General features: G+C 64.2%; 23 protein-coding genes. 18 read left to right on the forward strand and 5 right to left on the reverse strand.

What is annotated here, in order from left to right:
- Nucleotides 1-7: 7 nt before the first annotated feature.
- Nucleotides 8-1,033 (reverse strand): porin, encoded by a 1,026-nt coding sequence (locus tag ACSHSS_RS06370; RefSeq protein WP_230948628.1) that lies wholly within the window; start codon nucleotides 1,031-1,033, stop codon nucleotides 8-10.
- 60 nt (nucleotides 1,034-1,093) lie between these two features.
- On the reverse strand, nucleotides 1,094-2,158 hold the full coding sequence (locus ACSHSS_RS06375; RefSeq protein WP_230949168.1) for a hypothetical protein: 1,065 nt from the start codon (nucleotides 2,156-2,158) through the stop codon (nucleotides 1,094-1,096).
- A gap of 271 nt (nucleotides 2,159-2,429) precedes the next feature.
- On the opposite strand from ACSHSS_RS06375, the gene ACSHSS_RS06380 reads away from it, so the two are divergent.
- The 3 genes from ACSHSS_RS06380 to ACSHSS_RS06390 all read left to right on the forward strand — a co-directional run bounded on the left by ACSHSS_RS06380 (nucleotide 2,430) and on the right by ACSHSS_RS06390 (nucleotide 6,037).
- Nucleotides 2,430-3,356, forward strand: a complete 927-nt coding sequence (locus ACSHSS_RS06380; protein ID WP_233622157.1) for a helix-turn-helix domain-containing protein — start codon at nucleotides 2,430-2,432, stop codon at nucleotides 3,354-3,356.
- Nucleotides 3,357-3,378: 22 nt separating this feature from the next.
- The gene (locus tag ACSHSS_RS06385) at nucleotides 3,379-4,680 is read left to right on the forward strand and encodes a lactonase family protein (RefSeq protein WP_445544732.1); all 1,302 of its coding nucleotides are present in this window, start codon (nucleotides 3,379-3,381) and stop codon (nucleotides 4,678-4,680) included.
- 211 nt (nucleotides 4,681-4,891) lie between these two features.
- The gene (locus ACSHSS_RS06390; protein WP_059783669.1) at nucleotides 4,892-6,037 is read left to right on the forward strand and encodes a porin; all 1,146 of its coding nucleotides are present in this window, start codon (nucleotides 4,892-4,894) and stop codon (nucleotides 6,035-6,037) included.
- 67 nt (nucleotides 6,038-6,104) lie between these two features.
- Here the strand turns inward: ACSHSS_RS06390 and ACSHSS_RS06395 are convergent, their stop codons facing one another.
- Entirely contained in the window at nucleotides 6,105-7,121 is a 1,017-nt protein-coding gene (locus ACSHSS_RS06395; RefSeq protein WP_060183851.1) for an ABC transporter substrate-binding protein, read from the reverse strand.
- Nucleotides 7,122-7,241: 120 nt separating this feature from the next.
- Here ACSHSS_RS06395 and ACSHSS_RS06400 point away from each other — a divergent pair, with 120 nt between their 5' ends.
- From ACSHSS_RS06400 to ACSHSS_RS06470, 15 genes are all read left to right on the forward strand, one after another.
- The gene (locus ACSHSS_RS06400) at nucleotides 7,242-8,210 is read left to right on the forward strand and encodes a LysR substrate-binding domain-containing protein (RefSeq protein ID WP_035954415.1); all 969 of its coding nucleotides are present in this window, start codon (nucleotides 7,242-7,244) and stop codon (nucleotides 8,208-8,210) included.
- 124 nt (nucleotides 8,211-8,334) lie between these two features.
- A complete protein-coding gene (locus tag ACSHSS_RS06405; RefSeq protein ID WP_006403953.1) occupies nucleotides 8,335-9,375 on the forward strand; it encodes a Bug family tripartite tricarboxylate transporter substrate binding protein in 1,041 nt (346 codons plus the stop codon).
- A 30-nt stretch (nucleotides 9,376-9,405) separates the two neighbouring features.
- Nucleotides 9,406-10,260, forward strand: a complete 855-nt coding sequence (locus ACSHSS_RS06410) for an amidohydrolase family protein (protein ID WP_006403952.1) — start codon at nucleotides 9,406-9,408, stop codon at nucleotides 10,258-10,260.
- Between the two features lie 75 nt (nucleotides 10,261-10,335).
- Nucleotides 10,336-12,315, forward strand: coding sequence for a tripartite tricarboxylate transporter permease (locus ACSHSS_RS06415; RefSeq protein WP_230949170.1), 1,980 nt, complete (start codon nucleotides 10,336-10,338; stop codon nucleotides 12,313-12,315).
- Complete coding sequence (locus ACSHSS_RS06420; RefSeq protein ID WP_230940348.1) at nucleotides 12,263-12,883, forward strand: carboxymuconolactone decarboxylase; 621 nt, start codon at nucleotides 12,263-12,265, stop codon at nucleotides 12,881-12,883. Before ACSHSS_RS06415 ends, ACSHSS_RS06420 begins: the two co-directional genes overlap by 53 nt.
- Nucleotides 12,884-12,911: 28 nt before the next feature.
- The gene (locus ACSHSS_RS06425; protein WP_006403949.1) at nucleotides 12,912-13,928 is read left to right on the forward strand and encodes a LysR substrate-binding domain-containing protein; all 1,017 of its coding nucleotides are present in this window, start codon (nucleotides 12,912-12,914) and stop codon (nucleotides 13,926-13,928) included.
- 132 nt (nucleotides 13,929-14,060) lie between these two features.
- Nucleotides 14,061-15,032, forward strand: coding sequence for an ABC transporter substrate-binding protein (locus ACSHSS_RS06430; RefSeq protein WP_006399683.1), 972 nt, complete (start codon nucleotides 14,061-14,063; stop codon nucleotides 15,030-15,032).
- Nucleotides 15,033-15,053: 21 nt separating this feature from the next.
- Nucleotides 15,054-16,079: an amidohydrolase family protein gene (locus ACSHSS_RS06435; protein ID WP_035954430.1), complete on the forward strand. Its 1,026-nt coding sequence runs from the start codon at nucleotides 15,054-15,056 to the stop codon at nucleotides 16,077-16,079.
- Nucleotides 16,080-16,109: 30 nt separating this feature from the next.
- Nucleotides 16,110-16,958, forward strand: coding sequence for an amidohydrolase family protein (locus ACSHSS_RS06440; protein WP_048803830.1), 849 nt, complete (start codon nucleotides 16,110-16,112; stop codon nucleotides 16,956-16,958).
- Between the two features lie 31 nt (nucleotides 16,959-16,989).
- Nucleotides 16,990-17,847, forward strand: coding sequence for an HpcH/HpaI aldolase family protein (locus ACSHSS_RS06445; protein ID WP_006403946.1), 858 nt, complete (start codon nucleotides 16,990-16,992; stop codon nucleotides 17,845-17,847).
- Nucleotides 17,848-19,392, forward strand: coding sequence for an acetolactate synthase large subunit (locus ACSHSS_RS06450; protein WP_200021035.1), 1,545 nt, complete (start codon nucleotides 17,848-17,850; stop codon nucleotides 19,390-19,392).
- A 44-nt stretch (nucleotides 19,393-19,436) separates the two neighbouring features.
- Nucleotides 19,437-20,330, forward strand: coding sequence for a phosphate ABC transporter substrate-binding protein (locus tag ACSHSS_RS06455; RefSeq protein ID WP_445544733.1), 894 nt, complete (start codon nucleotides 19,437-19,439; stop codon nucleotides 20,328-20,330).
- A 48-nt stretch (nucleotides 20,331-20,378) separates the two neighbouring features.
- Nucleotides 20,379-21,698 (forward strand): MFS transporter, encoded by a 1,320-nt coding sequence (locus ACSHSS_RS06460; RefSeq protein WP_445544734.1) that lies wholly within the window; start codon nucleotides 20,379-20,381, stop codon nucleotides 21,696-21,698.
- Complete coding sequence (locus ACSHSS_RS06465) at nucleotides 21,676-22,896, forward strand: MFS transporter (RefSeq protein ID WP_445544735.1); 1,221 nt, start codon at nucleotides 21,676-21,678, stop codon at nucleotides 22,894-22,896. Before ACSHSS_RS06460 ends, ACSHSS_RS06465 begins: the two co-directional genes overlap by 23 nt.
- A 119-nt stretch (nucleotides 22,897-23,015) precedes the next feature.
- Nucleotides 23,016-23,285 carry a DUF4148 domain-containing protein gene (locus ACSHSS_RS06470; protein WP_060144634.1) on the forward strand — a complete coding sequence of 90 codons (270 nt, stop codon included), beginning with the start codon at nucleotides 23,016-23,018 and terminating at the stop codon, nucleotides 23,283-23,285.
- Nucleotides 23,286-23,354: 69 nt separating this feature from the next.
- Here ACSHSS_RS06470 and ACSHSS_RS06475 read toward each other — a convergent pair whose 3' ends face one another.
- Both ACSHSS_RS06475 and ACSHSS_RS06480 read right to left on the reverse strand, forming a co-directional pair.
- On the reverse strand, nucleotides 23,355-24,452 hold the full coding sequence (locus ACSHSS_RS06475) for a patatin-like phospholipase family protein (protein ID WP_445544736.1): 1,098 nt from the start codon (nucleotides 24,450-24,452) through the stop codon (nucleotides 23,355-23,357).
- Between the two features lie 110 nt (nucleotides 24,453-24,562).
- Nucleotides 24,563-26,392, reverse strand: a complete 1,830-nt coding sequence (locus ACSHSS_RS06480) for a RecQ family ATP-dependent DNA helicase (protein ID WP_445544737.1) — start codon at nucleotides 26,390-26,392, stop codon at nucleotides 24,563-24,565.
- Nucleotides 26,393-26,537: the final 145 nt, after the last annotated feature.

The following is a 26,537-nucleotide window of genomic DNA, read 5'->3' on the forward strand; positions in this document are numbered from 1 at the left end:
CAGCGCTTCAGAACTTGTGCACGACTCCGAAAATCGCACCGCGTGCATTCGATCCCGGCGCAACCGTCACGCCTGCATAGGCAGTGCCGTTCAGCGTGAACGCGGCCTTGTTGCGATTGTCGATGAATGCGGCCGACACATACAGCGTGGTCCGCTTCGACAGGTAATGCTCGTAAGTCATGCCGACTTGCTGCGCATTGTTGCCGTTGCCCGTGCGGTCATGAACGTAACCGTACATCAGCACGAGCTGATCGGCCGGGCCGAACAGCCAGGAGCCCGAGGCTTCGTACGAGTCGCGCTTCACGCTGTTGTCCGTCTGCTTCTCGGTGTGGTATGCGCCGAAAAGCCGGGCGTTGCCGATGCCGTACGACACACCGGCGTTGAACACCTTCAGCGTCGATGTTCCTGACGCGTTCTGCGCCTGCTCGTATCCGGCGGCAATGCGAAACGGACCGTTCTCATAGCGCGCAGCCGCGTTATAGAACTGGATACCGTTGGTCGGCTTCGTCGTCGAATCACGCATCGCCACCATGAACTGCGCGGTCAGCCCGTGAAAGTTCGGCGTGAAATACGCGATCGCGTTGCTGACGCGAATCGTCAGGCTGTTGAAGTTGAGCATCGGCGAGCCCATGCTCATCACCGCAACGGGATCGAGCTCCGGATTCAGGAAGATGTATTGCGGCGTGTTTTGCAAGCCGAAGCGTAGTTCGCCGAATCCGCCGGATAGTCCGATCCATGCCTGGCGATTGAAAGCCGCGGTTCCGTTCGCGGCGGCGCCTGATACGCCGGAAAATCCCTGCTCGAGCTGAAAGTTCACATGCAAGCCGCCACCGATGTCTTCGCTGCCTTTGAACCCGTACCGGCTCGCGAACAGGCCGCCGGAGGTCATCCGTGCGACGGCGCCGTTGCCGCCGTTCTGGTATTCGATCGCGTCATCGATGACGCCATACAGCGTCACTGACGACTGGGCAAGGACAGGCTGCATCAGTGCAGCCGACATCGCGCCGGCTAAAGCGACAAGAGGTTTGCGCATCGTGCGTTCCATGTTGTTCATCGAGGCGGATAACCGCGTCTGCACGCGGTTGCACGCGAATCAGAAATGAAGTTCCGCGACGAACATCGGCACCGATGTCTGCGTGGTCCCCGGTTGTTCCGAAGCCGGCGTGCCGTACATGTTGTGCCAGTACTCGTAGCCGATGCCCGCATAGATCGTGCGCGGATGGCCGACGAACGATCCGACGTCCGCCATGAGATAAGCGCGCGTGAGAAACTCGGTGGTCGTGCGCACGCCGAAGCCATCTTTCCCCTTCGGCCCCGTCACGCTCGCGAAGCCTTTGAACACCAGCGGGACCGGGCCGAGACGGAACGGATAAAGCCACGAACTCTCGAAGTGCACGGCCGGGTTGAAGTGAACGTCGACGTTCGTAATGCCGTCGTGGTTGCTCTCGGTGCGCACGCCAAGCGTCATATTCCAGAAGCCGCGCGGAATCGCGAACTCGATGGTCGCGCCGGCCACGAACATCCGGGCCCGTTCCGCGTAGGCGTCGTTCTTCGTACCGAACTCGTAGCCGAGCGTCACTCCGACGTCGCGGACGAATCCGTACGAAAACGGCCGGTTGAAAATCCTGCTGGCACTGAGCGACACGCGGCCGACGCTATAGACTTCCTGCGCACCGCCGGACCCGGGCGTCGGGTAGCCGTACTGATTCGTCGGGCCCGCCTCCGGGTTGGCCATGTTCGACACGAGGTAGTCGACGTTGAACGCGTAACTGCCGTACCGGAATCCACCGGTCGTCGTGAGGAAGCCGATGTTCTGCGTGACCTTCGCCGGTGCGCCTGTCGCCGTTCGCACGCCCGGGTAGTAGAAGTTGGTGCCGACGCGGTAACCGATATACGTATCGTTCCATGACGTCGGCGCACTGACCTGCGCGGGCGGCGACAGCGGTGCAGTCAACGTGCTCGCCTGCGACAGCGTGACGGGCGTCGCGGACTGTGCCGCTGGGTCGGCTGGCGCTGGTCTTTCGGCCGGTGCAAGTCGCGCGGCGTCGCTCGCTGCGTCGAGGCCCGGTAGTGTTTCGGCTGCATGCGCCGGACCGGCGATACCGCCGAGCACGGCGATGCCGAGCAGCCGCGCGCGGATAGCGGTGGATTTTTTCATGTCTCCTTCCACATTTCGTTGATATGCAGGAAGCGGTCGATTCACGACTCTGAATTTTTCGTAACACGGTGACGGCGCTCGACGATGTCGACGCGCAGGATGGTCGCCGTGGACCGCAATGTATGCGATGCCGGTTTGAATGCCTTTACACAAAAGTTAGATTCGCTGGCACTTTTCTCCGGTATCCGCGTCCGGGTAAATATCAGGTCGCACATGCGCGGAATGTGTGAAAGGATTGGCCGTTTTCTGGTCGAACGTTCGAAGTCGCGCGATGAAAGATCAGCATCAAAAGCACAGCAGTAGCGCAAGGCAGACCACGGTGCCGAGGGTCCGGCTCTATGTGGAACGCCCCGAGGACGAGAACTGGTTCGTGCACGTCGGCCACGTGACCGAGCGCGGCCGCTGGCGCACCGAGCCGCATGCGCACCCGGCGTATGGACAGGTGATTTTCGTGTTGCGCGGGCGCGGTGTGATGAACCTGGAAGGAAGCAGCGTGCCGTTCGAAGGACCGTGCGCGCTGCTGCTGCCGACGGAGTGCGTGCACGGTCTGGACTATGAAGTGGACGTGGACCGCTGGGTAGTCACGATCGACGACGCGTATCTTCGCCAGATCAACGCGGAGCTGCGCGAATTCTGCACGCTGTGGTCGGCGCCCCGTCTGATTCCGCTCGCCGGTTCTACGCAAACCGGCATCGAGTTGTATCGGTTGATCGGCGATCTGAAGCGGGAAGCCGAATCGCATGCGGTAGGACACATCGCCGGCACGCGGGCGCTGCTGACGATGCTGCTGCTGTTGCTCGTTCGGGAAGCGCAGCTCGATCAGCGGGTCGCCGATGGTGAAACGCGCAACGACTTTCGCGTTGTCGACCGTTTTCGCAAGCTGATCGACCAGCATTATCAATCGAACCTCTCGCTGCAGGACTATGCATCGATGCTGGCGATCTCACCGGTCCAGTTGCGCGCCGCATGCGCGTCGGCGGTCGCGCAAAGCCCGACGAAGATGATTCGCGCGCGCATCGTGACCGAAGCGAAGCGCAAACTGATTTTCGGCGACATGTCGGTCGAACAGATCGCGTTCGATCTCGGCTTTGCCGATGCCGCGTACTTCACGCGCTTCTTTCGCCGCGAAGTGGGGCAAACGCCGAGCCAGTTTCGTGTGAGCGCCCGCCAGCAGGCGGAAGGCACATTGCCGCAATAAGTCGCGGGCGGCCGGCAGCCGGATGCCGAAAGTCCAGGCGAATCCACAGTTTGTACCGGGACGGCCGCGCGCATCGCGGATAGGCTGCAACCATCGTGCTGGCGGACCGAATCGCGGTCGGCTGCCGGCCGGATGGAGGAGCTCGAAAAAGATGATTCGACGAATTCTTGCGGTCCGCTGGACGCGGCGTGCGGTGACGGCGGTACCGTTGCTGTTCGCCAGCGCGTTCGCGATCGGCTCGTACGCGAACGCTACGTCGCCGGGCGGCCGCACGCAACTGGTTTATGTGGGAACCCAACAGGCTCGGATTTACGCGCTGCGCTTCGACCCGTCGACGGGTTCACTGGCCGCGATCGGCCCGGTCGCGAAAGGGATCAACGCAACCTGGGTAGAGAGCGACCCACGAAGACCGGTGATCTACGCAGTCGACGACGACAAGTCGCGGGAAGGAAGCGTTACCGCGTACGCCGCGGACCGGGAAACAGGGGCGTTGACCGAACTGAACCGCGTCGATGCGGCAGGGCGGGGGACGACCCATCTTTCGCTCGACATGCGGTCGCGGACGTTGCTGGCCGCGAGCTACGACAGCGGCACCGTGTCGAGCATCACGCTCGAACCGGATGGCAGTCTTGGCGCGCGCGCGTCGACCGTGCGCGACGTGGGCTCCGGTCCGAATGTGCGCCGGCAGGCCAGCGCGCATGCACACAATGCAGTCGTGGATCCGTCCGGCCGATACGTGCTCGTCCCCGATCTCGGTGCGGACCGCGTGTTCGTGTACGGGTTCGATGCGGCGACGCGCGCACTGCTGCCGGACGATGCCGACCCGCCGCGTACGTTCTCGGCGCCGGCCGGCAGCGGGCCGCGTCATCTCGTATTCGGCCTCGACGGTCGGTTCGCGTATCTGATCACCGAACTGAGCGGCGAAATTTTCGTGCTGCGCTGGGAGGCCGCGCAAGGACGCCTCGCGGCGGTGCAGACGGTGCCGCTCGGCAGCGCTTCATTCGGCGGCACTAAGAGCGGAGCAGAGATCGCGATCAGCGGCGACGGACGCTTCGTCTACGCACAGGACAGGGCAGAGGACATGCTCGTCGTCTACCGCGTCGATCGCGATTCCGGCGAGCTCAGCGAGCTGCAGCGTATTGCGAGCGGCGGCGCGCGGCCTTGGGGCATGGCGCTCGATCCGTCGGGCCGCTGGTTGTTCGTCGCGAATCAGCACAGCGGGAACGTTGCCGTGTTCAGTGTCGATCCGGCTTCCGGCAAACTCGCCGCGACCGGTGCGACAGCGGAGGTGCCGACGGCAGTCAGCGTCGCGTTCGTCAAATGAGTCCGTAACAACGTCCAGGCACGCTCCGAGCGCAGGTCAGTCTCCGTACAGGGGAAAAAGCGGGCAAGAAGCCCGGCTGCTAACGCGTTAACCAATCGCTCCACCGGGACGCCGCATTTCTCAATGGCGTCGCCGTGGCGCATGGGCAAAACTTTCATCGCGTTACAAACAAAAAACGGGTTCCCCGACCCTTCAGGAGACAGCAATAATCATGGGACACAGGACCGCAACATTCGCGTGCGCGGCGTTGACCTGTATTGCGCCCACGCTGGCGCATGCCGGAGACGAAGCCGCGGCCGACAGCCGATTCGCCGGGACCAGTACGGTGACGATGTACGGACTGATCGACCAGGGCCTCGAGTACGTCAACAACGTGGCGCAAGGCAAAAACGGCACTACCCACGCTTTCCGCATGGGCGACGGCACTGCGACGTCCTACTTCGGCATTCGCGGCACGGAAGATCTGGGCGGCGGTACCAAGGCCATTTTCGATTTGCAGGGCGGCTTCATGCCGAGCAACGGAAGCTCGAGGCAGGGCGGACGGCTGTTCGGGCGGCAATCGTACGTGGGCCTCGACGGAAGATTCGGTCGCATCACGTTCGGCCGTCAGTACACGATGCGCTTTTATGCGATTTCCTTCATCAATCCGTTCGGCACGGGCGCCCAAGGCTTGACCACGCTCGATAACGGAATCGCAAACGCCCGGGCGGACAACTCGATCAGCTACCGCTTTTTTTACGGCCCGTTCGAAACGGGCGTGAACTACAGCTTCGGTCGCGATGCGGTGAACGGCAATCCCGCCACGGCCGCCGCTGCCAATTGCCCCGGACAAACGACACCGTCGAACGAATGCCGCGAATACTCCGTGATGGCCAAATACGATGGAGGGTTCTGGGGGCTGGCGACTTCGTACGAGCGGAATTATGGCGGCACGTCCGGGACCTTCGGCGGGCTCACGTCGCCGAAGCTCACGGATAGCCGTTTCTCCCTGGGAGGCTACTTCAAGCTCTCCAAGGCCAAGGTTGGCGCGGGCTGGATCAGGCGCGACGACGAGGGCCTCGCCACGCCGAAGAGCAACTTGCTCTGGGTGACGGGCACGGTGCCGGTGACGCCTTTCCTGCATGTGGACGGCATGGTCGCGCAGCTGAAATACGATCACTCGCGCAACAAGGCGCTGGTGTTGGTGTTGCGCGGCGAATACCTGCTGTCGAAGCGCACGCTCGTTTATGTGACGGCCGAACGCATTCACAACTACGGCAATCTCGCGCTCGCGGCGACGACCATTACGGCCGTGCCGACGCCGCCCGCGGGCAGCTCGCAGCTGTCGGTCATCACCGGTATCCGGCATACGTTCTGACGTGAGCGCCGCGTAACGTGAACCGCCCCGAACGCGCAGCGCCGGGCGGTTCCCTGTTGTCGGTTGTTCAAACCGGAAGTTTGGCCGCAGCGGCAGCGGCCGACATGTCGGCTACATCCGCGAACGGCTGCTTGTGCCGGAGGATCCCCACGCCGACGAACATGTCCTGCAGATAGCCGATGTCGTCAGGCGTAAGCGTCAAGTCGCGCGAGTACGGTCGGTCTGTCTGGTTGAAATCCCAGATCGCCTGTGCCGATGCGCCGTCGAATCGTTTCTGCGCGCGTTTTCGTGCGTCGAAGAACGCGTCGTGCGACGCAGGGGACATCAGAAATTCGTAGAGTGCGCCATACGCGGCCATGACCGCCACCATGGCTTCGTGCTTGTCGCGCAGGGCGGCATCCGATGCATAGGCCGTCTGAAAAATGCAGCGAGGCAGTGCTTCCCACAGATCGGCTTCCCGAATCGCCGTGAGCCCGGTGCCGTCGTTGCGGTGCGAAATGCTTGCACAGCACGCGTCGGCTTCACCGTTCACGACCGCCGCATAGCATTGGTCGTTGCTGCCCTTGTCAACGAAGCGGACCTGCGAAGCATCGATGCCTTTTTCCTTCAGCAGTTGCAGCATGAGCGTGTGCAGCAGGCCGAGCGCCGGCCCGACCGCGACCGTTTTGCCCTTCAATCCGGCCAGGCTTTCGACCTCGCCGGGCCGCGCGTATACCGTCAGCGCGCATTTGCGCATTCCCGCTCCGACGATCTTCACAGGTGCGCCTCGTTCGATGCGCGACAGCACGCCGTCGTAGCCCGACACCATGCAGAGGTCCGCCGTACCGGCTTCAATTGCATTGAACGGGCCGGCGACGCCGGGTACCTGCATGATCGATGCGTTCACGCCGAATCGCCGGAAGTAGCCCATTTCATCGATCAACGCGTTAAGGGTTGCGTTTTCGAGGCCAGGGTTGCTGACGATGCGGATCCGCGTGTCGGCGGCCCGTGCGCGCAACGGTGCGGCTATCCTGCTGGCAGCGACGCTGAGGCCGACGAGACCCGCGTTGCGCAGGAAGCGTCGTCGGGCGAAAGACTGGGTCATCGGTGGTCCGCTACGTGTGGTACGGACCGTAATGTGGCAGAAAGCTGCCCACTGAGGCAATTGAGTAAAATGGCCGTTGACTTAACCGGCTGGTGAAGTCTGCACAACGGGGGAGAGAACGTGTCAGAGCTCGACTGGTACCTTCAGGTCAACCTGAAAGCGCGGCACATGCATCTCGTCGTGGCGATCGATACCTACCGAAACCTGACGCAGGTGGCAGAAGTCACGCATGTGACGGTACCGGCGGTGTCGAAGTCGCTGGCCGAACTGGAGCGCGGGCTGGGGCTCACGCTGTTCTCTCGCACGGCTCACGGTCTCGTGCCGACGCCATACGGCGAGTGCCTGGTGCGACGCGCGCGCGAACTGGTGGCCATCCTTCATCAAACGCGCGACGAACTGAAGGCGCTGAGTTCCGGAACCGAAGGAAAGGTCCGCATCGGCATGTTGCCGGCGTCGGCTTCCGTGCTGCTGCCGGAGGCGCTCAGCCTGTTGAAGCAACGCTCGCCGGGCACCAACGTGGCCGTGATGGAGGGGACGACGTCATGGCTGCTTCCCGAGCTGTGGCAAGGCCATCTGGATCTGGTCGTGGGTCGTCTGCCGCCGCCGGATACGCTCAGCAGTTTCGTGGAAAAGGAACTGCTCGAAGACCCGGTGACGCTCGTCACCGGCTGTCACCATCCGCTCGCGCGCAGAAAGAGCGTGAAATGGTCGGACCTCGAACCGTACCCGTGGATTCTTCCGCCACCCGGCTCGATCCTGCGTGATCCGCTCGAGCGCGTGCTCGAGGCGCATGGGGTGGCGCTCGCGAACAACTACATCGAAACGCTGTCGATCCATGTGGTGCGCGCGCATCTTCAGGTCTCCGACTGCATCGCCGTGATGGCCGATACGCCCGCCCACGATTCCGCACAGCCGCTGCACACGCTGCCATTGAGCCTGCCGAGGCTGCTGCGCCCGTCCGGCGTGCTGTGGAATCGCAGCCGCGGTCTCACGCCGAGCGCACAACTCGTGGTGGCATGTCTCGAAGAGGCCGCACCGCGCGTTGCGGCACGCAGCCAGCGGGCGCGCCGATCGCTCAAGTCTGCATGATCGCGGCGGCCGCCGCGGGCGCTTAACCGTTTGCTCAAGGCCGCCGCCATTTTTCTCAATTGATGACCGTTCGCACGCTGGCCAGAATCCGGGTGAGCAGTCATTAATTGGAGACACGACGACCATGAAGTACTGGAGCGCCATTCGCGCTTGCGCGGCGTTGATCGGCATGGCCGCCATGGCGCTCGCCACGCAGGCTTACGGTCAGTCGGTCGAGCGCTTCTATCATGGCAAGACGGTGACGCTCGTCGTCAGCGCGGACGCGGGCACCCCCACCGACATCATCGCGCGTCAGTTCGCGCGCTTCTTTGTGAACTACCTGCCCGGCAAGCCGCATGCCGTGGTCATGAACGTCGTGGGCGCGGGCGGCATGGTGGCGGCGGCATCGCTGCAGTCGAGGCAGCCGGACGACGGCACGGTCATCGGCTTTCTGCAGCGCAATAATCTCTACATCCCGTTGCTCGACCCGCGCCAGAACCGCTTCGACCCGCGCGAGGTGCGCTGGCTCGGCAGCCTGAACAAGGTCGACTACTGCATCGTGTCCATGACGCGCTCCGGCGTGACGAGCGCAGCCGACCTCACGAAGAAAAAGATGTACATCGGCGCCACGGGCTTCGCAAACGAAGACCGCACGCTGCCCGCGCTGCTCGACGAGTATCTGGGCGCAAAGATGAGCATCGTGCCGGGATACACGGGACGCGGCGAAGTCTATCTGGCGATGCAGCGGGGCGAAGTGGACGGCTGGGCGTCCACGATCGACGGGCTGCAGCAAGGCGAGCCGGTGCGCATGCTCGCCAGCGGCAAGATGAAGGTGCTGTTGCATCTTGGCTGGACCAGCCCGGCGCCGTTCGCCGACGCGCCGAACCTGAGCGCGTACATCACCGACCCCGACGTGAAGGCGCTCTTCAATCTGTTTTTGCTGCCGTTCGATGCCGGGCGCCCGATTGCGGTGCCGAAGGGCGTGCCCGCGGATCGCCTGAATGCGCTGCGCGAGGCGTTCGCCAAAACGATCGCCGATCCCGCGTTCATCGCGGCGATGAAAAACTCGGGCTTCCCGCCTGATCCGATCGACGGGAACGCGGTGGAACAGATTGTCGGCAAGCTCTATGCGACGCCACGAGCGCAGATCGATGCGGCACGCAAGCTCATCTTCAGTTCGCCTTGAACGCTTAATCAACTCGACGCTGGATAGTCCATGACCCCCGAAATTATCGACATTCATCCGCACATCATTTCGACGGATACCGCACGCTACCCGATCGCGCCGCAGCACGGACATCGCTCGACATGGTCGGCCACGCGTCCGATCACGTTCGAGCAACTCGTTGCCGAGATGGACGAGGCGGGCGTCGCCAAGGCCGCCATCGTGCATTCGTCGACGACCTACGGCCACAACAACGCCTACGTCGCCGACAGTGTTGCACGCGACCCGAGGCGGTTCACCGGCGTGTACTCGTTCGACCTGCTCGCGCCGGATGCATTGAAGACCTTCGACTACTGGCTCGCGCACGGCATGGGCGGCATCCGTCTCTTCACAGGCGGCGCGACGCACCAGAGCGACGGCAGCTGGCTTGTCGACCCGGCGACGTTCCCGATCTGGGAGCGCTGCGCGGAGCTTGGCATGACGATGGCGGTGCAGACCACGCCGGACGGTCTTTCGATGGTGGCCGAGCTCGCGCGGCGCTTTCCGGCAGTCAGGATCGCGCTGGATCACTGCGCGCGGCCCGATATCGAGGAGGGGCCGCCGTATGCGCGCTGCGCTGGTCTGTTCGACCTTGCGAAATACGACAACGTGTACATGAAGATCACGCCGCGCACCTTCGATCTGGCACAAGCAGCGCCCGGCGGCGCCGATGCCTTTTTCCCGCATCTCGTGAAGATATTTGGCGCGGATCACCTGGCATTCGGTTCGAACTATCCGGCATCGGCAGGACCTTTGAAGAAGCTGATCGATCAGGGGCATGCGTGCTTCGCGAGTCTTACCGACGATCAACGCGCATGGGTCTGGGGCCGAACGGCCAAGATTCTCTACCCGTCGCTTGCCGACTGAAACCGGCACAGGTGGACCCAGCGGTTCGCCCTTTCATCAGGATCACGCATGGAATTTTTCAACGAAGCAACGCTGATGGCGGCAGGCCATGCGCTGACGACGCTCCTGCAATTCAATCGCCTGATCTTCCTCGTGCTGGGGGTGGTGGTCGGGCTGTCGATCGGACTGCTGCCAGGCATCGGCGGGTTGACCGGCTTCGCGTTGCTGGTGCCGTTTACCTACACGATGGACCCGTATGCGGCCTTTGCGATGCTGCTCGGCATGGCGTCGGTCATTACGACATCCGACGTGATCCCTGCCGTGCTGTTCGGCGTGCCGGGCCATGCCGCTTCGCAGGCGACCGTGCTCGACGGCCTGCCGATGACAAAGCGCGGCGAAGCGGCGCGCGCCTTGAGCGCATGCTACACGTCGTCCTTGCTCGGCGGCCTCATCGGCGCGCTGATTCTCGCGATCTCCCTGCCGCTGGTGCGGCCGTTCGTGCTGTCGATCGGCACGCCTGAAATGCTCGCGCTGACGATCTTCGGCGTGTCGATGGTCTCTGCACTGTCGGGCAATGCGCCGCTGAGGGGTGTGGTCGCCGCATGCTTCGGCATTCTCGTGGGCATGATCGGGACCAACGTCGCAACGGGGCAGATGCGCTGGACCGGCAACATCCTTTATCTGCAGGATGGCATTCCGCTCGTGCCGATCATTCTCGGCGTCTTCGCGCTGCCCGAGCTGTGCGAGCTGGCGATACGGCGCACCGCAATCGCGCAGAACGTGCAGTTCAGTTCGCGCAGCGGTATGCGCCAGGGCGTCGTCGACGGATTTCGCAACTGGTTTCTGATCGTGCGCTGCGGGGGCCTTGGCGCGGTCCTCGGCGCGGTGCCGGGCATTACCGGTGCGGTGACGGACTGGATCGCGTACGGGCATGCATTGCAGACGTCGAAGGGCGCGCGCGAGACCTTCAGTACCGGCGACGTCCGCGGCGTGATCGCGCCGGAGGCCGCCAACAACGCGCGCGAAGGCGGGAGCCTCGTACCGATGCTGTCGTTCGGCGTGCCCGGCGGTGCAGCACAGGCGATTCTGCTCGGCGCGATGATGGTGCACGGGTTCATCCCCGGGCCGGACATGTTGACGAAACATCTCGACTTCACGTATTCGATGGTCTGGTCGATCGCGCTCGCCAATATTTTCGGCGCGGGCCTGTGCTTCCTGCTGAGCGGGCAATTCGCCAAGGTTTCGACGCTGCGCTACACGCTGATCCTGCCGATCATCATGCCGATCATCTACGTCGGCGCATTCCAGGGTTCGCGCAGCTGGGGCGACCTGTTCGTGCTGCTGATTGCGGGTGTGCTCGGCTGGACGATGAAGCGTCTCAGATGGGCGCGCCCGCCGCTCATTCTCGGTCTCGTGCTGGGCGTGCTGATGGAACGCTATATGTCCATCTCCTATGTGCGCTACGGAGCGAGCTGGTTGACGCATCCGGTCGTGATGGTCTTGCTCACGCTTGCGGCGCTCGTGTTCTTCAAGCCGTTGTTCACTGCGTTGCGCAGCGGCGCACACGCCCGGCTGCGCCCGGGCGCCAGGATCGTCGCGAAACCGGAAGACCTGATGTACGTGTTTTTTATCGGCGTCGGTGCGTATGTCGTGGCCAGTGCGCAAGGCTGGGTGCTGATGGCCCGCATCGGGCCGACGGTCATCGCCAGCATTCTCGTGATCGCGGCAACGTTGAGTCTTCTTTACAAGATATTCGTGATACCCGCTCACGCCGGCGCCGCCGGTGTCGGGGGCGGTATTCACATGGACGTGCCTAGCGATCACGCAGACAAGCTGCCTCCCGGCACCGAGTTACTGCGTGCCGCGAAGTTTCTCGGCTGGTTCGTGCTGTTTCTTTTGTGCATGTCGGTGATCGGTCTTGTTCCGACCGTGCCGGTCATCATCGTCGCGTTCATGCGCGTCGAGGGGCGCGAGCCGTGGCGGCTCAGCCTGATCGTTGCAGCCTGCGTGACGGCGCTGATCTATGGCGTCTTCGAGAAGATCATTCACATTCCATGGCCGAGCAGCCTCCTTTGAGGACGCAATTTTCACGAAGGATAGACGCATGACGGACAACCGACTTCAACGTATCGACCCGGAACGTGCGAGCGACGATCAGAAGAAGGTGATCGCGAGACTCGGTGAAGGGCGCGGGCGAATTCCCACACCGTTCCACATCTGGCTGCACAACCCGCGTCTGGCCGAAGGCATGGAAATCATCGGCACCCACGTCGACCGCTCGCCTGTGCTGAGCGAGGCGGAAACGGAAGTGGCGATTCTTTCGACAGCGGTGTTCTGGAATGCGCCGTATGTGATCGCGAATCACCGTCGGCATGCGCTGAAGGCAGGGGTGCCGCAGGCGCTCGTCGATGCGATTCTCGACAGGCGCAGGACCGATGTAACCGGACTGGGCGACGATCGGCTCGCGCTCGTGAGCGAGGCCGTGCACGACCTTCTTGCGGGCGCCGCGATCGACGATGCTCGCTTTGCCCGTTACGACACGGGGCTCGGGCGTGCGGTGATCGCCGAACTGCTGGTCACGATCGGCTATTTCACGTCGATTTCGCTCGGCATGACGTTTCACGCCCTCGAGCCCAAAGCATGAACGACAAAAAGCCGCGGAGGTAGACGACGTGTCAGCGCTCGACTGGTACCTGCAGATCAATCTGAAGGCGCGGCACCTGCGCCTGCTGGTGACGATCGACACCTACCGCAATCTGACCCAGGTGGCCGACGTCACGCACGTGACGGTGCCGGCGGTTTCGAAATCGCTGGCGGAGCTGGAGCGCGGCCTCGGCCTTACGCTTTTTCAGCGTACCGCCCAAGGCGTCGCGCCGACGCCTTACGGCGAGTGCCTGATTCGTCACGCGCGAGAAATGCTCGCGATCCTGCATCAGACGCGCGACGAACTGAAAGCGCTGCGCTCGGGCACCGAAGGGAAGGTGCATATCGGCATGCTGCCGGCTTCTGCATCAGTGCTGCTGCCGGAGGCGCTAAGACTGCTCAAGCAGCGCTCGCCGGGCACCAACGCGATGGTGACGGAAGGCACGACCGCGTCGCTGCTGCCCGAATTGTGGCAGGGCCACCTGGACCTCGTCGTCGGCCGCCTGCCGGCGCCGGATACGCTCGGCAGCTTCGAGGAGAAGGAGCTGCTCGAGGAGCCAGTGGTGCTGATGACGGGCCGCCAACATCCGCTTGCACGCAGAAAGACGCTCGATTGGGCCGACTTGCGGCCCTACCCGTGGATCCTGCCGCCGCCAGGCTCGATTTTGCGCGACCCGCTGGAACGCGCGCTCGAAGCGCACGATGTGCCGTTGACCAACAACTACATCGAAACGCTGTCGATCCACGTGATGCGCGCGCAACTCCAGATTTCCGATTTCATCGCAGTAATGGCCGGCACGCCGGGCGGCGACACCGTCCAGCCGCTCCATACGCTGCCGCTGAGCCTGCCTCGGCTGCTTCGGCCGGCCGGCATGCTGTGGAACCGCAACCGGGGCTTGACGCCGAGCGCGAGGTTGATGGTTTCGTGTCTCGAGGAGGCCGCGCTGGGCCTTCGCGCGCGTGAGCAGCCGACGTTGCGCGCCGCATCGCCCGGCAATGCAGGGCGCGCCAACGCGGTAGCCGCGCCGCCTTTACCGGACCGTTAAGCCCCGCGCAGCTTAATTCAATAGACGCAAAACCGGCCGGCGAACATCATTGACTGCAACGAGATCGCACGAATAGCCACACCAACGCCGCTGGTTCGGCGATCCGATTGCCCTGGTTTCAAGGAGACTAAATTGAGCAGCAAAGTACACCTGAAGCTCGCCATCGCCGAGTATCCGCATACCGCCGCGATCCGCGACGGTTCGATTCCGATCGAAGGCGTGGAAGCGGAGTTCATCACGGTGAAGCCGCAGATCGGCGCATTCCGCCGCATGGTTCGCGACCTCGAATTCGACGTGTGTGAACTGGCGCCGACGACCTATGTGATCGCCCGGGCGTACGGCGCGCCATTCGTCGCGCTGCCGATTTTCGTCGTGCGACGCTTCCACCACGCGGGCATGCTGGTACGCCCCGACGCAGGCATCAGGACGCCGAAGGATCTGGAAGGAAAGAAGGTCGGCGTGCGCGCCTACTCGGTCACGACGGGCGCCTGGACGCGCCAGGTGTTCATGGACGAATTCGGTCTCGATCCGTCGAAGGTGACGTGGGTAGTCGACGACGAGGAACATGTCACGCAACTGAAGCTGCCGCCGAACGTGATCCACGCGCCGGCCGGCAGTTCGCTTGCGGAGATGATGGCGAACGGCGAACTTGTCGCTGGCCTGCACGGCAACGCCGGCATTGGCCGCACGGGCAATCCGAACGGTGGCTGGAAGGAGGTCGAAGCCCATTACCCGGATCTGCTGCCGAATGCGGAGGAACTCGAAGCGGAATACTACGCGCGCACTGGCGTTTATCCGATGCACGGCACGATCGTCGTGAAGGATTCGGTGCTCGCCGAGCATCCTTGGGTCGCGAAGTCGCTATACGCCGCATTCGACAAGGCAAAGAAGGACTGGCTCGCGAAACTCGATGCGGGGGAGCTCAGCGACAAGAACAGCACCAAGTACCTGGCGCTGCGAAAGATCGTCGGGCACGATCCGTTGCCGTTCGGCATCGACGCGAACCGCAAGACCATCGAAGCGCTTGAAGCGACGGCGTTCAAGCAGGGCCTGACGCCGCGGCGCATGTCGATTGACGAACTCTTCGTCGACCCGCAGGCGTAACGCATCCCGGAGACGACCACCATGATCATCGATTGCCACGGTCACTTCACGACCGTCCCCGCGTCGTTTCGCGAATGGCGCGCGAAGCAGGTTGCGGCCGCGAACGATCCGGCCAATGCACCGTCGCGCGACGGTGCGTACGTCAGCGACGACCAGATCCGCGAAGCGATCGGCAACGGACAGCTGAAGCTGCAGAAGGAGCGCGGCTATGACATCACGCTGTTCTCGCCGATCGCCGGCCTGATGAGCCATCACCTCGGCAACGAACGCACGAGCGTGGAGTGGGCGGAGATTTCCAACGATCTCGTCTACCGCGTGAGCGAGCTCTTTCCGGACAATTTCGTACCCGTGTGCCAGCTGCCGCAGTCGCCGCTCGCGCCGCCGAAGAACGTCGTTCCGGAACTGCGCCGCTGCGTCGAGCAGCTCGGCTTCGTCGGCTGCAACCTCAATCCGGACCCGAGCGGCGGTTACTGGACCGGCAAGCCGATGACGGACCGCGAGTGGTATCCGGTCTACGAAGCGCTCGTCGACCTCGACGTGCCCGCGATGATTCACGTCGCCGCTTCGTGCAACCCGTGCTTTCACGGCACCGGCGCGCATTACCTGAACGCCGATACCTCGGTGTTCATGCAGATCCTGCAGTCGGACCTGTTCAAGGACTTCCCGACGCTGCGTCTGGTCATCCCGCACGGCGGCGGTGCCGTGCCGTACCACTGGGGCCGTTATCGCGGAATGTCGCTGGAGATGCGCGAGCGGCCGCTCGAAGGGCTGCTGGAGAACGTGTTCTTCGATTCGTGCGTGTATCACCAGCCGGGCGTCGAGTTGCTGACGAAGGTGATTCCATCGGACAACGTGCTGTTCGGCTCGGAGATGATCGGCGCCGTGCGCGGCAAGGACCCGTGCACGGGGCATTTCTTCGACGACACGAAGCGCTACATCGACGCAATCCCGTCGTTGAGCGAGGAGGACCGCTTCAAGATCTACGAAGGCAACGCACGGCGCGTGTACCCGCGGCTCGATGCGCGGCTGAAGGCACGCGGACTGTAGGCAAACGGCATGCACAGGAACAGAAACGCCATGACATCAATCGTAGATATTCATCCGCACATTATCTCGGACGACGAGAAGCGCTACCCACCGGCGCCGCTGTTCGGCAAGCGCTCGGAATGGTCGCAGGAACGGCCGAACACCGTTGAAGCGTTGATCAGCGCCATGGACGAAGCCGGTGTCGCGAAGGCGGCCGTCGTGCATTCGTCGACGACGTATGGCTTCGACAACAGCTACGTGGTCGACAGTTGTGCGCGGTTTCCGGATCGACTCGTTGCCGTCGGCTCGGTCGACATGCTGGCCGACGACGTTGCATCGGTCATCGAAAAGTGGGTCGGCAGCGGTCTGGCGGGGCTGCGCATCTTCACCGGCGGCTCGACGAAGGACTTCGATCCGAGCGAGCTGGAGAATCCGAAGTCGTTTCGCGCGTGGGAGATTCTCGCGGAGCTGAAGCTGCCGATGTGCATCCAGACCGGGCCGATCGGCCTGCCGCAGGTTCGGATGCTGGCGCAGAAGTTCCCGCGCGTGAACATCGTCCTCGACCACCTCGCACGGCCGGACGTCCTCGACGGGCCGCCGTACGCGAACGCTGCGAGCCTGTTCGCGATGGCGGATCTGCCGAACGTCTACCTGAAGCTCACGCCGCGCATTTTCGGCGATGTGAAGAAGGAAAAGGCAAGCGCCGAGACGTTTTTTCCGCGCGTGGTCGAAGCGTTCGGCGCTGCGCGCCTTGCGTGGGGTTCGAACTTCCCGACTTCGCCGGGCACGCTCGCCGAAATCCTGGCGACCGCTCAGGACGGACTGCAGTGTCTCAGCGAAACGGATCGCGAGTGGATTTTCGGCAAGACCGCGCTGAAGTTGTATCCGGCGTTGGCATAAGAACGCACATGACTCACCACGGAGACACCCAATGAGCCAAACCCGCCTGAATGGCCTGATCCGCGCGTTCGAATCGGGCAAGCCCGCGTTTGCCGCGTTTTCGAAACTCGACCGGCAGACCGCGATCGACATGAGCGAATCGCCGTACGACGGTCTCGTCTTCGAGATGGAGCACAATCCGTACGACGTCACCGCGCTGGGCGATGCGCTGCAGTACCTGCTGAACCGCAAGGCGATCGCGTCCTCCGGTTCGATTGCACCGAGCGTTACGCCGCTCGCGCGTATCCCGGCGAACGGTGCCGAGATGAACCAGGCGTTCGCCAAGCAAGTGCTCGATCGCGGCGTGTACGGCGTGATCTGGCCGCACGTCTCGACCGTCGAACAGGCCTACAACGCGGTCGCGTCGTGCCGCTACGCGCGGCCCAAGAATGCCTCGCTGTACGAGCCGAAAGGCGTGCGCGGCGACGGCCCGGCGAACGCATCGCGCTACTGGGGCCTGACGATAGCCGAGTACTACAAGAAGGCCGACGTATGGCCGCTTGCACCGGAAGGAGAAATTCTCGTGGGCCTGATGTGCGAGAGCACCGAGGCAATCGAGAACCTCGACGACATCCTGACGAACGTACCGGGGATCGGCTTCATCATGATCGGCGAGGGCGATCTGAGTCAGGAGCTCGGTTGTCCGCGCGACTACGACAACCCGATCGTGGTCGATGCGATGCGCCGAATCGTCGATACGTGCAAGCGTCATGACGTCGTAGTCGCGCATCCGCACGTTTCGGCAAAGAACCACAAGCGCGTGCTCGAGGAGGGATACGGCCTGCTGCTGTCCGCGCCGATGCGCAGCTACGGCGTGGTCGGGATGGCGCGTGAGGCGGCGGGCTACTAAATGAACGGCGCGCAAAGTCTCGTCGCGACGTTGGTGGATCAAGGCGTCGATATCTGCTTCGCAAACCCGGGCACGTCGGAGATGCATTTTCTGGCGGCGCTCGAGAACCCGAAAATGCGCAGCGTGCTGTGCCTGTTCGAAGGTGTCGCGACCGGCGCGGCCGACGGCTGGTACCGGATGAAGGATACGCCCGCGTCGACGCTGCTGCATCTGGGGCCCGGCCTCGCGAACGGCCTCGCGAACATCCACAATGCGAAGCGGGCATCGTCGGGGATGGTCAACATCATCGGCGAGCATTCGACTTCGCACCTCAAATACAATCCGCCGCTCACCTCGGATATCGAAGGACTGGCGCGGCCGCTCAGCCACTGGATACGCCGCGCCGATTCGGCGGACACGATCGCGTGGGATACGGCGACCGCCGTTGCGAAGGCTTCGGAGCATCCCGGCAAGATCGCGACGCTGATCCTGCCAGGCGATACGTCGTGGCAGCAGGCAACTGCCGCGCTTACGCCGCCGCGCACGGTGGCGGCTCGCACGGCGCCGAATCCGGCCCGTATCGAGCACGTCGCGAAGGTGCTGCGCTCGGGCGAGCCGACGTTGATCATTCTCGGCAATCGCGCGACGCGCGGTGCGGCGCTCGAACGTGCCGGCAAGGTCGCAGCGGCAACCGGTGCGCGGCTCGGCTCGCAGTTCTTCACCGCGCGCATCGAGCGCGGGGCGGGGCGCGTGCCGATCGAGCGAATCCCTTATGCGGTGCCGCTCGCACAGGCGTTCCTGAAGGATTTCAGGCACATCGTCACGGTCGAGACCCAGGAGCCGGTCGCGTTCTTCGCATACCCGGACAAACCGAGCTTGTTGAAGGCCGAAGGCACGCTCGTGCACACGCTGGTGGAAGCCGACGAAGACAGCGCACTCGCATTCGAGATGCTGCTTGATGCGCTGAATGCGAGAAGCGTCCGGCCGGTGCTGCAGGCGCGCGTGCAAACACCGGTGCCCGAAGGCGCATTGACGCCGCTGAGCATTGCACACGCGCTCTCGGCCGCACTGCCGGAAAACGCGATCGTCGTCGACGAATCGCTGACCACCGGCCGCGAGACGATGGGCCACACGATGGGCGCGGCGCCGCACGACCTGATCAACAACATGGGCGGCTCGATCGGCTATGCGACGCCGGTGGCCACCGGCGCAGCGCTGGCCTGTCCGGAGCGGCGCGTGATCTGCATGGTCGGCGACGGCAGCGCAATGTACACGATCCAGTCGCTGTGGACGCAGGCGCGCGAGAACCTGAACGTCACGACGATCATTTTCGCGAACAACAGCTACGCGATCCTGAAGGCCGAGTACGCGAACATGGGCGCGGGAACGCCGGGCGAGCGCGCGCTCTCGATGATCGACATCGACCGTCCGCGCATCGACTGGCTCGCGATGGCCAAAAGCATGGGTGTGCCCGGCGTCGGCGTGGACACGGCGCAGGCCTTCTATCAGGCGCTCGTCGATGCGACGCGCGAGCCTGGACCGCGCCTGATCGAGGTTCGGTTATAGCCGGCGATAAAAGGATGAAGACCACCGAGTATGGAGAGACAGCAATGACCACGACACTGACCGGGGTGCCGACCTTGCGCACCAATCTGTCCGAATATGCGGTCACAAAGGCGATGCGCGACGGTCGCGTGAAGTCCGACCTCGTGACGCTCGACTTCTGCGGGCCGACGCCCGCGCACAACGGCTTCAAGGCGATGGTGCGCGAGAGCGCATTCGACGCGGGCGAGCTCGCGATCGTCACGTTCCTGCAGGCGAAGGCGTACGGCAAGCCGTACGTGCTGCTGCCGACGCCGATCTCGGGTCGTTTCCAGCATCACTGCGCGGGCTACAACATCGACTTCGGCCATCTCGACCCGAAGGACATCGAGGGCAAGAAGGTGGGCGTGCGCACGTACACGCAGACCACCGCGCTGTGGATTCGCGGCATCCTGCGCCACGAGTACGGCGTGGATTTGGACAAGGTCACATGGATGACGCTGAACGACGGGCATCTGGCCGAGTACAACGATCCGCCGAACTGTCAGCGGCTGCCGAAGGGCTCGTCGATTCCCGAGATGATGCTTCGCGGCGAACTGGCTGCTGCGCTGCTCGGCGAGGATATGCCGAAGGATGAGCGCGTGCGCACGTTGGTGCCGGATGCGCAGCGGGCCGCGAAGGACTGGTTCGCGCGCGAACAGGTGGTGCCGATCAATCACATGTTCGTGGTACACGAGCGTGTATCGAAGGAGCGCCCCGACATCGTGCGCGAAATCTATCGGATGATCGTGGAAAGCCGCTCGCTGGCCGAAGGCGTGCCGGCGGTGTTCCCGCCGATCGGGCTGGAAGCGAACCGTAAAGGCATCGAACTCGCGATCGAGTGGGCGCTCGACCAGAAGATTCTGCCGCGGCGCCTGTCGGTGGACGAGTTGTTCGATGACGTGACCGCGAATCTCGAGTAATGGCAGGCAGCGTAGCGCAATAGAACATCAAAAACCGGAGACCGACCCGTGCAGATCGTGGGAAAGGAAGCAGTGCGGCCTGAGCGCCGGTGGACCGTTCTGCTGCTGCTCGCGCTGGGGCTGATGATTTCGTTCGTCGACCGCACGAGCATGTCGGCGGCGCTCGCGGATCATCGGTTCGTCGCGCACTTCGCGCTGACGAACGTCGAGCGCGGCTGGCTCGGTTCCGCCATGTTCTGGTCGTACGGCCTACTGCAGATGCCGATGGGCTGGCTCGTCGACCGCTACGGCGTGAAATGGCCTTACTCCGTGTGCTTCTTGCTGTGGTGTCTTGCGGCCGCGGCCACTGGCCTCGTCACCACGCTGTCCGCACTGATCCTCGTGCGCCTCGTGATCGGCGCAGCGGAAGCCGTGGTGGTGCCCGCCACCTATCGGTATCTGGCGGACCATTTCGACGAGACCCGCAAGGGCACGGCGCTCGGCATCTATTCGATCGGCGGCAAGATGGGACCGGCGCTCGGCGCGCCGCTCGCCGCGTGGCTGACTGCGGCCAGTTCCTGGAATGCGATGTTTGTGATCACGGGGCTCGCGGGACTGGTATGGCTGCTGCCGTGGCAGATGCTGCTGCCCAACGACTTCCCGTCGCGAGCAGAACTGGCGGCGGCAAAGCGTCGGGCGGCATCGGTGCCGCTCGGCAACCTGCTAGCGAGCCCCGTGGTCTGGGGCGGCCTCATCACGAATTTCTGCTACAGCTATTTCGCGTTCTACTGCATGACCTGGATGCCGGCGTATCTCGTCGAACAACGGGGACTTTCGCTGCGGGAGTCGGGGCTCTATACGTTCTTCAGCTTTGCCGGCATTGCGCTGGTGGCTGCGTTGGCGGGATGGGCCGCGGATCGGCTGATCGCGCGCGGCCATGACGCGGTACTGGTCCGCAAGTCGTTCATCGTCGCCGGGTTCGTCGGCGGTACGACCGTGCTTTTCGGCGCATATGCGCCGTCGCTGCAGTCGGCGCTGTTCTGGAACGTCACTTCACTTTCGCTGGTGGGGCTCGTCACCGCAAACAATCTCGCGCTGGTCAAGCTCACGTTGATTCCCAAGCCGGCGGTGGGCCTGAACACGGGCCTGCAGCAAGTGGCGACCAGCCTCGCGGGCGGGGTGTCGGCGAGCCTGTCGGGCTGGCTCTTGCATGTAGGCCACAGTTACACGCTGCCGATGGCGGCGATTTTCGGGTTCCTGTTGCTCGGCGCGACGAGCACGGTGGTGCTGCTGCGGCGCAAGTGGGCGCCGAAGATCAAGGAAAGCGGATGTGAGGAGCCGCAGGACGGGCGGGGCGCACAGGCTTATGCGAACAAAAGCGTCCGCTAGTCGTCTGCTGGCCCAGTTCCTCGCTGCGCGAGCGGGCGCCATCAGCGCGCAGCAGATGCTGATGCTTGCCGTCAGCTGGCACATGTATGAGCTGACGCTGAGTGCGTGGTATCTCGGGCTGGTGGGCCTGTTTCAGTTCGTTCCGGGCCTAGGCACCACGTTCCTCGCCGGCCACTGTGCGGACCGCCTGCACCGCGGGCGGATCGTGGCTGCGTGTCTCGTCGGGCAGGCCGTGGTGGCCGCCGTGCTCGCCGCGGCGACGACGGCACAGGTCGTTACACGCGATCTGCTGCTGGCACTGTCTCTCTTACTGGGCGCGATCCGGCCATTCCAGATGGCGGGGCAGCAGGCGCTGCTGCCGATGCTCGTCCCGCAGAACCTGCTCGCGCGCGCGATGGCGCTGAGCACGGTGGTCCAGCAGGTGTGCGTGATCGTGGGTCCTGCGCTGGGCGGCCTGCTGTTCGCGACCGGCATCAACGCGCTTTATCTGACTTGTGCGGCGCTTTTTTGCACGAGCGCGGTGATGTATGCCTTGATCCGCTACGACTACGTCGCGCCGCCGCGCGAACCGGTAACGACCGACTCGGTGCTTGCGGGCTTGCGCTTCGTATGGAGCCATCCGTTGTTGCTGGGCGGCATCTCGCTCGATCTGTTCGCCGTGCTGTTTGGTGGCGCCACCGCATTGCTGCCGGTGTATGCGAAGGAACTTCTGCACGTGGGGCCGCAAGGCCTCGGCTTGTTGCGCTCGGCGCCCGCCGTGGGCGCGCTCGCTGTCGGCCTCGTGCTGTCACGCCGGGCGATCGGCAATGGGGTCGGCAAGAAGCTGCTGGTTGCGGTCGCGACGTATGGCGTCTGCATTGCCGCGTTCGGGTTGTCGCGCTCGTTTTTGCTGTCGCTTGCGCTGCTCGCGATCTCGGGCGCGGCCGACACGGTCAGCGTCGTCGTTCGGCAAACGCTGATTCAGCTCGAAACGCCGGACCGCATGCGCGGACGCGTCGCTGCGGTTAACACGCTCTTCGTTGGCGCGAGCAATCAACTGGGAGAATTCGAATCGGGCTTGAGTGCGACCGCGTTGGGTCCGGTCGCCTCTGTCGTCGCCGGCGGATGTGCGACGGTTCTTGTGAGCATCGCGTGGAGCCGGTTTTTCCGGCCGCTCGCCGAACGCGACACATTGCACGGAGGGAGCGGCACGGCTTAACCGAACGCTCAACCCATCGGCAAACGAAGTCAATGGACTAGGTAATTACCCTTAAGGCCTAATACTAACCATGTTGCTGCGGTCGTGCGCGGCTGACGTTTCGTTAGAAGGGTAGGACCATGAACTCGTTGATCAAAGTTGCCGTCATTGCCATCGCCGTCCTCGTACCGGCCATCGGTTTCGCACAATCCACAGCTGCGCTCACACGCGCCCAGGTTCGCGCGGAGCTCGCCGAACTGGAAAGCGTCGGCTATAACCCGCTCGCCGATTGCCCGGCGGGAGAATGCCGTGAAAGCCTTCAACAGGCAGAGGCGAGGCTCGAGGAGCAGCGCAAGGTCGCGACGGCATATGGCCCGGATCCGAAGGGAACGGCGCAGTCGGGAAAATGACGGTGCGGGCGATCGAGGGCTTCCAGCCGACAGGACGGCGAGCGACGTCCACCTTCTTTCCCGCCATCGTCAACCCACCTCCGCCAACACGGCCTCCGCCGCGCGCCGCCCATTCTCCCAATGCTCGGCGATCGCCGCCTTGCCGAACTGGCCGTCCTTGAAGTGCGTCTCGCATTGCGTCCTGCGGTAGTCGACCGGCACGATTCGAAGCGCGTGACGCGGCAGCCGCGATGCGGCGTGCGCCAGCCGGGGATCGTCCGCGATCGCGCGCGCATCGATGCGCTCCAGCGCATGGGCGAGCGTCGCCTGCAGTTCCGAAACATCGCGCCATCCCTGCTCGAACAGCGCCGCCCGGCTCGCCTGCAGGATATTTTTCTGCCGGATTTCGACATCCGTCATGTTGTCCGGAACGGCGCCTTCGCCGCTCCAGAGATCCGCGCGCAGCACGACCGTCGGTCTGTCCGCCGGCGCCGTTTCGACGATGCGCTTCAGCGGCAGGCCCGCGGACAGCGAACCGTCCCAGTACCATTCGTCGTCGATCTTCACGGGCGCAAACCACGGCGGCAGCGCGCTCGATGCAGCGATGCGCGTGACGTCGAGACGCGTGTCCCGATTGTCGAAAAAATGCGCGTCGCCGCTCGCGACGTGCGTAGCCACCACGCTCACGCGCGTACTGCTTGCATTGAGACGATCGAAATCGCACAGTGCCGCGAGCGTGCGCAACAGCGGCTGCATGTCGAACACGCTCGCGTTGGCCGGGTTGCCGTTGCCGCGCAGCACGGGCACCACGAGTCGGCGGCTGAAAAAGCCCGGCAGCCCGGCCATCATCGCGTAGCCTTGCTCCGCTTCGGCGAGCGCGCGCCGCATCGTCGAATCGTCGATGAACGGCAGCAGCCAGCCCGCGGATACCGCATGCGACAAGCCGTCGGGGACCGAGATCGCGTCCCAGAATGCGCGCAGGCGCTCGATCCTGCGGGCAGGCTCGTTGCCAAAGAACAGCGCCGCGTTGATCGCGCCGATCGATGCGCCGCAGCACGCATCGATGTGTACGCCGGCGGTATCGAGCGCCTCGAGCACGCCCGCCTGAAACGCGCCGATCGCGCCGCCGCCTTGCAGAGCGAGCGCGACATGTGGCCTATGACCTTCAGTGCTGGTTGATGTCTGCATGGGGGTTCCTTTGACCATCGTTTTGCAAGCACGGCGCGAACAACGAAGACGACGCGACCGCGCCCTTCGCCTGCATGCGAGCCGCAAGCGCCGTGCCGCCGGCCGGCGCGCTATGTGTCCTCACGTGCCGATGTGCTTCCCACGTTGCGATTGCGCGGCTCGGCATCGCGCACGTGTCGCACGCGATCCGCAACGAACGTGCGCACGTTGCCATCGGGAAACAGGATCGCGACCTGCTCGTCGGTCGCCATGACGACCTCGCCGACACCGAATCGCGCGACGCGCGCTTTCTCTCCACGGGACCATCCGCGCGTCTGCTCGGCCACGCGCTCGGCGCGGCGCCGCGCGATCGCGGCCGGCGAATGCACTTCGGGCAGCGGCTCGACATGCGGCGGATGCAGGCAGTTGTCGCAAGTGCCGCAGCGTTCGATCTTCGTGTCTTCCTCGTAATACTCGAGCATCATTCGCCAGCGGCAGCGTCCGCTTTGCGCGTAATCGATCATCTGCTGCAATGCCTTGCGATCGCGTTCGCGCATCTGCTGGAATTGCTCTGCGGCCGCCGGAATCGCGTCGCGCAGTTGCGTCGGCGCCGCGCCCTTGCGCAACCGGTAGCGATGCTGACGGTCGCGCTGAACGATGCGCGCGTCGATCAGCATCGCGAGCGCGACGTCGAGCTTGCCGGACGGAACGTCCGTCAGCTTTTCCGCGAGCGCTTTCCCCGACAGCGGCGTGCGTGCCGATCCAGCCGAGGGCGACGCGGCTTCCTGCTGCGCGTCGCCGGTCGCTGCCGCGATCGCATCGAACACCTGCAATACCAGTGCGGCATCGGGATACTTCCCGGCGAGGAAGAACTGCTGGATGCGGCGATCGTTGAGGTCGAACAGCAGCACGCAATCGGCCGCTTCGCCGTCGCGCCCGGCGCGCCCGGTTTCCTGGTAATACGCGTCCAGATTGCCGGGGATCTGGTAGTGGATGACGAAGCGGACGTCCGGCTTGTCGATGCCCATGCCGAAGGCGTTCGTCGCGACGATCAGGCGCGCGTCGCCGTTCATGAAGCGGTCCTGCTCGTCACGGCGTTCCCTGGCCGGCATCCGCCCGTGGTAGCGCGCGACGCTTTCGCCGCTCGCCGCGAGCCACGCCCATACGCGTTGCACGTCGCGCACGGTCGCGACATAGACGATGCCCGCGCCCCGTAGTTCGCCGATCAGGTCGAGCAGGCGCTGCTGCTTGAGTTCGAGCGCGCGGGCGGCTTCGCGGCGTCCGTGGCCGCCGCCCGTATGAACGACGCGGTAGTGCAGGTTGGGCCGGTACGTCCCAGTACGCACGATCGTGGGGGCGCGCAGCCGCAGTCCGTGCACGATGTCGTCGACGACCTCGGGCGTCGCGGTGGCCGTGAGCGCCAGGACGGGCGGGCCGCCGATCGTGTCGACGGCATGCGCGATGTCGAGAAAGGCCGGCCTGAAATCGTGGCCCCACTTCGAGACGCAGTGCGCTTCGTCCACGACGACAAGTTCGACCGGCGCGCGCGTACCGCCCGCCAGCACGTCGACGAACGCGGGCTGCGCGAGTCGTTCGGGCGTCACGAAGACGATCCGCGTGCGGCCGTCGCGCAACGCCTGCAACGCCGATTGCTCGTCCTTGCGCTTCACCGTGCTGTTCAACAGCAAGCAGTCGATGCCGAGCGCATGCAGCTTGTCGGCCTGATCCTTCATCAGCGAGATCAGCGGCGAAACGACGAGCGTCACGCCGTTCAGATGCAGGGCCGGCAACTGGTAGCAGAGCGACTTGCCAGCGCCGGAAGGCATCGTGGCGAGCGTATCGCGCCGCGCAAGCACGCTGCGGATGATCGCCTCCTGTCCGCCGCGCAGACGGCCGATTCCGAATCGCTCGCGCATCGTCCTGCGCAGGTCGCGCAGCCGTGTATCCAACGTCATCTGCATCCCCGTCCGTGAGGGCGGGAAGGCTGTCGCAAGGCGCGTGCCGCACGCAGGAGCGCGCGCCACCACGCCGGCTATGCAGCGATCGCGCTGGCGCAATTTTTGCGACGGCGCGATTGCGGGACAGCGCGAATTGTCAGTTCGAGGC

The sequence above is a fragment of the Burkholderia sp. BC1 genome (genome assembly GCF_052683555.1).

Coding starts and splice junctions, on each gene's coding strand:
- ACSHSS_RS06450 (WP_200021035.1), top strand. CDS start 17,848: ATGAACGGCGCGCAAAGTCTCGTCGCGACGTTGGTGGATCAAGGCGTC.
- ACSHSS_RS06370 (WP_230948628.1), bottom strand. CDS start 1,033: ATGCGCAAACCTCTTGTCGCTTTAGCCGGCGCGATGTCGGCTGCACTG.
- ACSHSS_RS06455 (WP_445544733.1), top strand. CDS start 19,437: ATGACCACGACACTGACCGGGGTGCCGACCTTGCGCACCAATCTGTCC.
- ACSHSS_RS06475 (WP_445544736.1), bottom strand. CDS start 24,452: ATGCAGACATCAACCAGCACTGAAGGTCATAGGCCACATGTCGCGCTC.
- ACSHSS_RS06385 (WP_445544732.1), top strand. CDS start 3,379: ATGCCGAAAGTCCAGGCGAATCCACAGTTTGTACCGGGACGGCCGCGC.
- ACSHSS_RS06435 (WP_035954430.1), top strand. CDS start 15,054: ATGATCATCGATTGCCACGGTCACTTCACGACCGTCCCCGCGTCGTTT.
- ACSHSS_RS06405 (WP_006403953.1), top strand. CDS start 8,335: ATGAAGTACTGGAGCGCCATTCGCGCTTGCGCGGCGTTGATCGGCATG.
- ACSHSS_RS06480 (WP_445544737.1), bottom strand. CDS start 26,392: ATGCAGATGACGTTGGATACACGGCTGCGCGACCTGCGCAGGACGATG.
- ACSHSS_RS06410 (WP_006403952.1), top strand. CDS start 9,406: ATGACCCCCGAAATTATCGACATTCATCCGCACATCATTTCGACGGAT.
- ACSHSS_RS06380 (WP_233622157.1), top strand. CDS start 2,430: ATGAAAGATCAGCATCAAAAGCACAGCAGTAGCGCAAGGCAGACCACG.
- ACSHSS_RS06415 (WP_230949170.1), top strand. CDS start 10,336: ATGGCGGCAGGCCATGCGCTGACGACGCTCCTGCAATTCAATCGCCTG.
- ACSHSS_RS06465 (WP_445544735.1), top strand. CDS start 21,676: ATGCGAACAAAAGCGTCCGCTAGTCGTCTGCTGGCCCAGTTCCTCGCT.
- ACSHSS_RS06440 (WP_048803830.1), top strand. CDS start 16,110: ATGACATCAATCGTAGATATTCATCCGCACATTATCTCGGACGACGAG.
- ACSHSS_RS06390 (WP_059783669.1), top strand. CDS start 4,892: ATGGGACACAGGACCGCAACATTCGCGTGCGCGGCGTTGACCTGTATT.
- ACSHSS_RS06375 (WP_230949168.1), bottom strand. CDS start 2,158: ATGAAAAAATCCACCGCTATCCGCGCGCGGCTGCTCGGCATCGCCGTG.
- ACSHSS_RS06395 (WP_060183851.1), bottom strand. CDS start 7,121: ATGACCCAGTCTTTCGCCCGACGACGCTTCCTGCGCAACGCGGGTCTC.
- ACSHSS_RS06420 (WP_230940348.1), top strand. CDS start 12,263: ATGGCGTCTTCGAGAAGATCATTCACATTCCATGGCCGAGCAGCCTCC.
- ACSHSS_RS06445 (WP_006403946.1), top strand. CDS start 16,990: ATGAGCCAAACCCGCCTGAATGGCCTGATCCGCGCGTTCGAATCGGGC.
- ACSHSS_RS06470 (WP_060144634.1), top strand. CDS start 23,016: ATGAACTCGTTGATCAAAGTTGCCGTCATTGCCATCGCCGTCCTCGTA.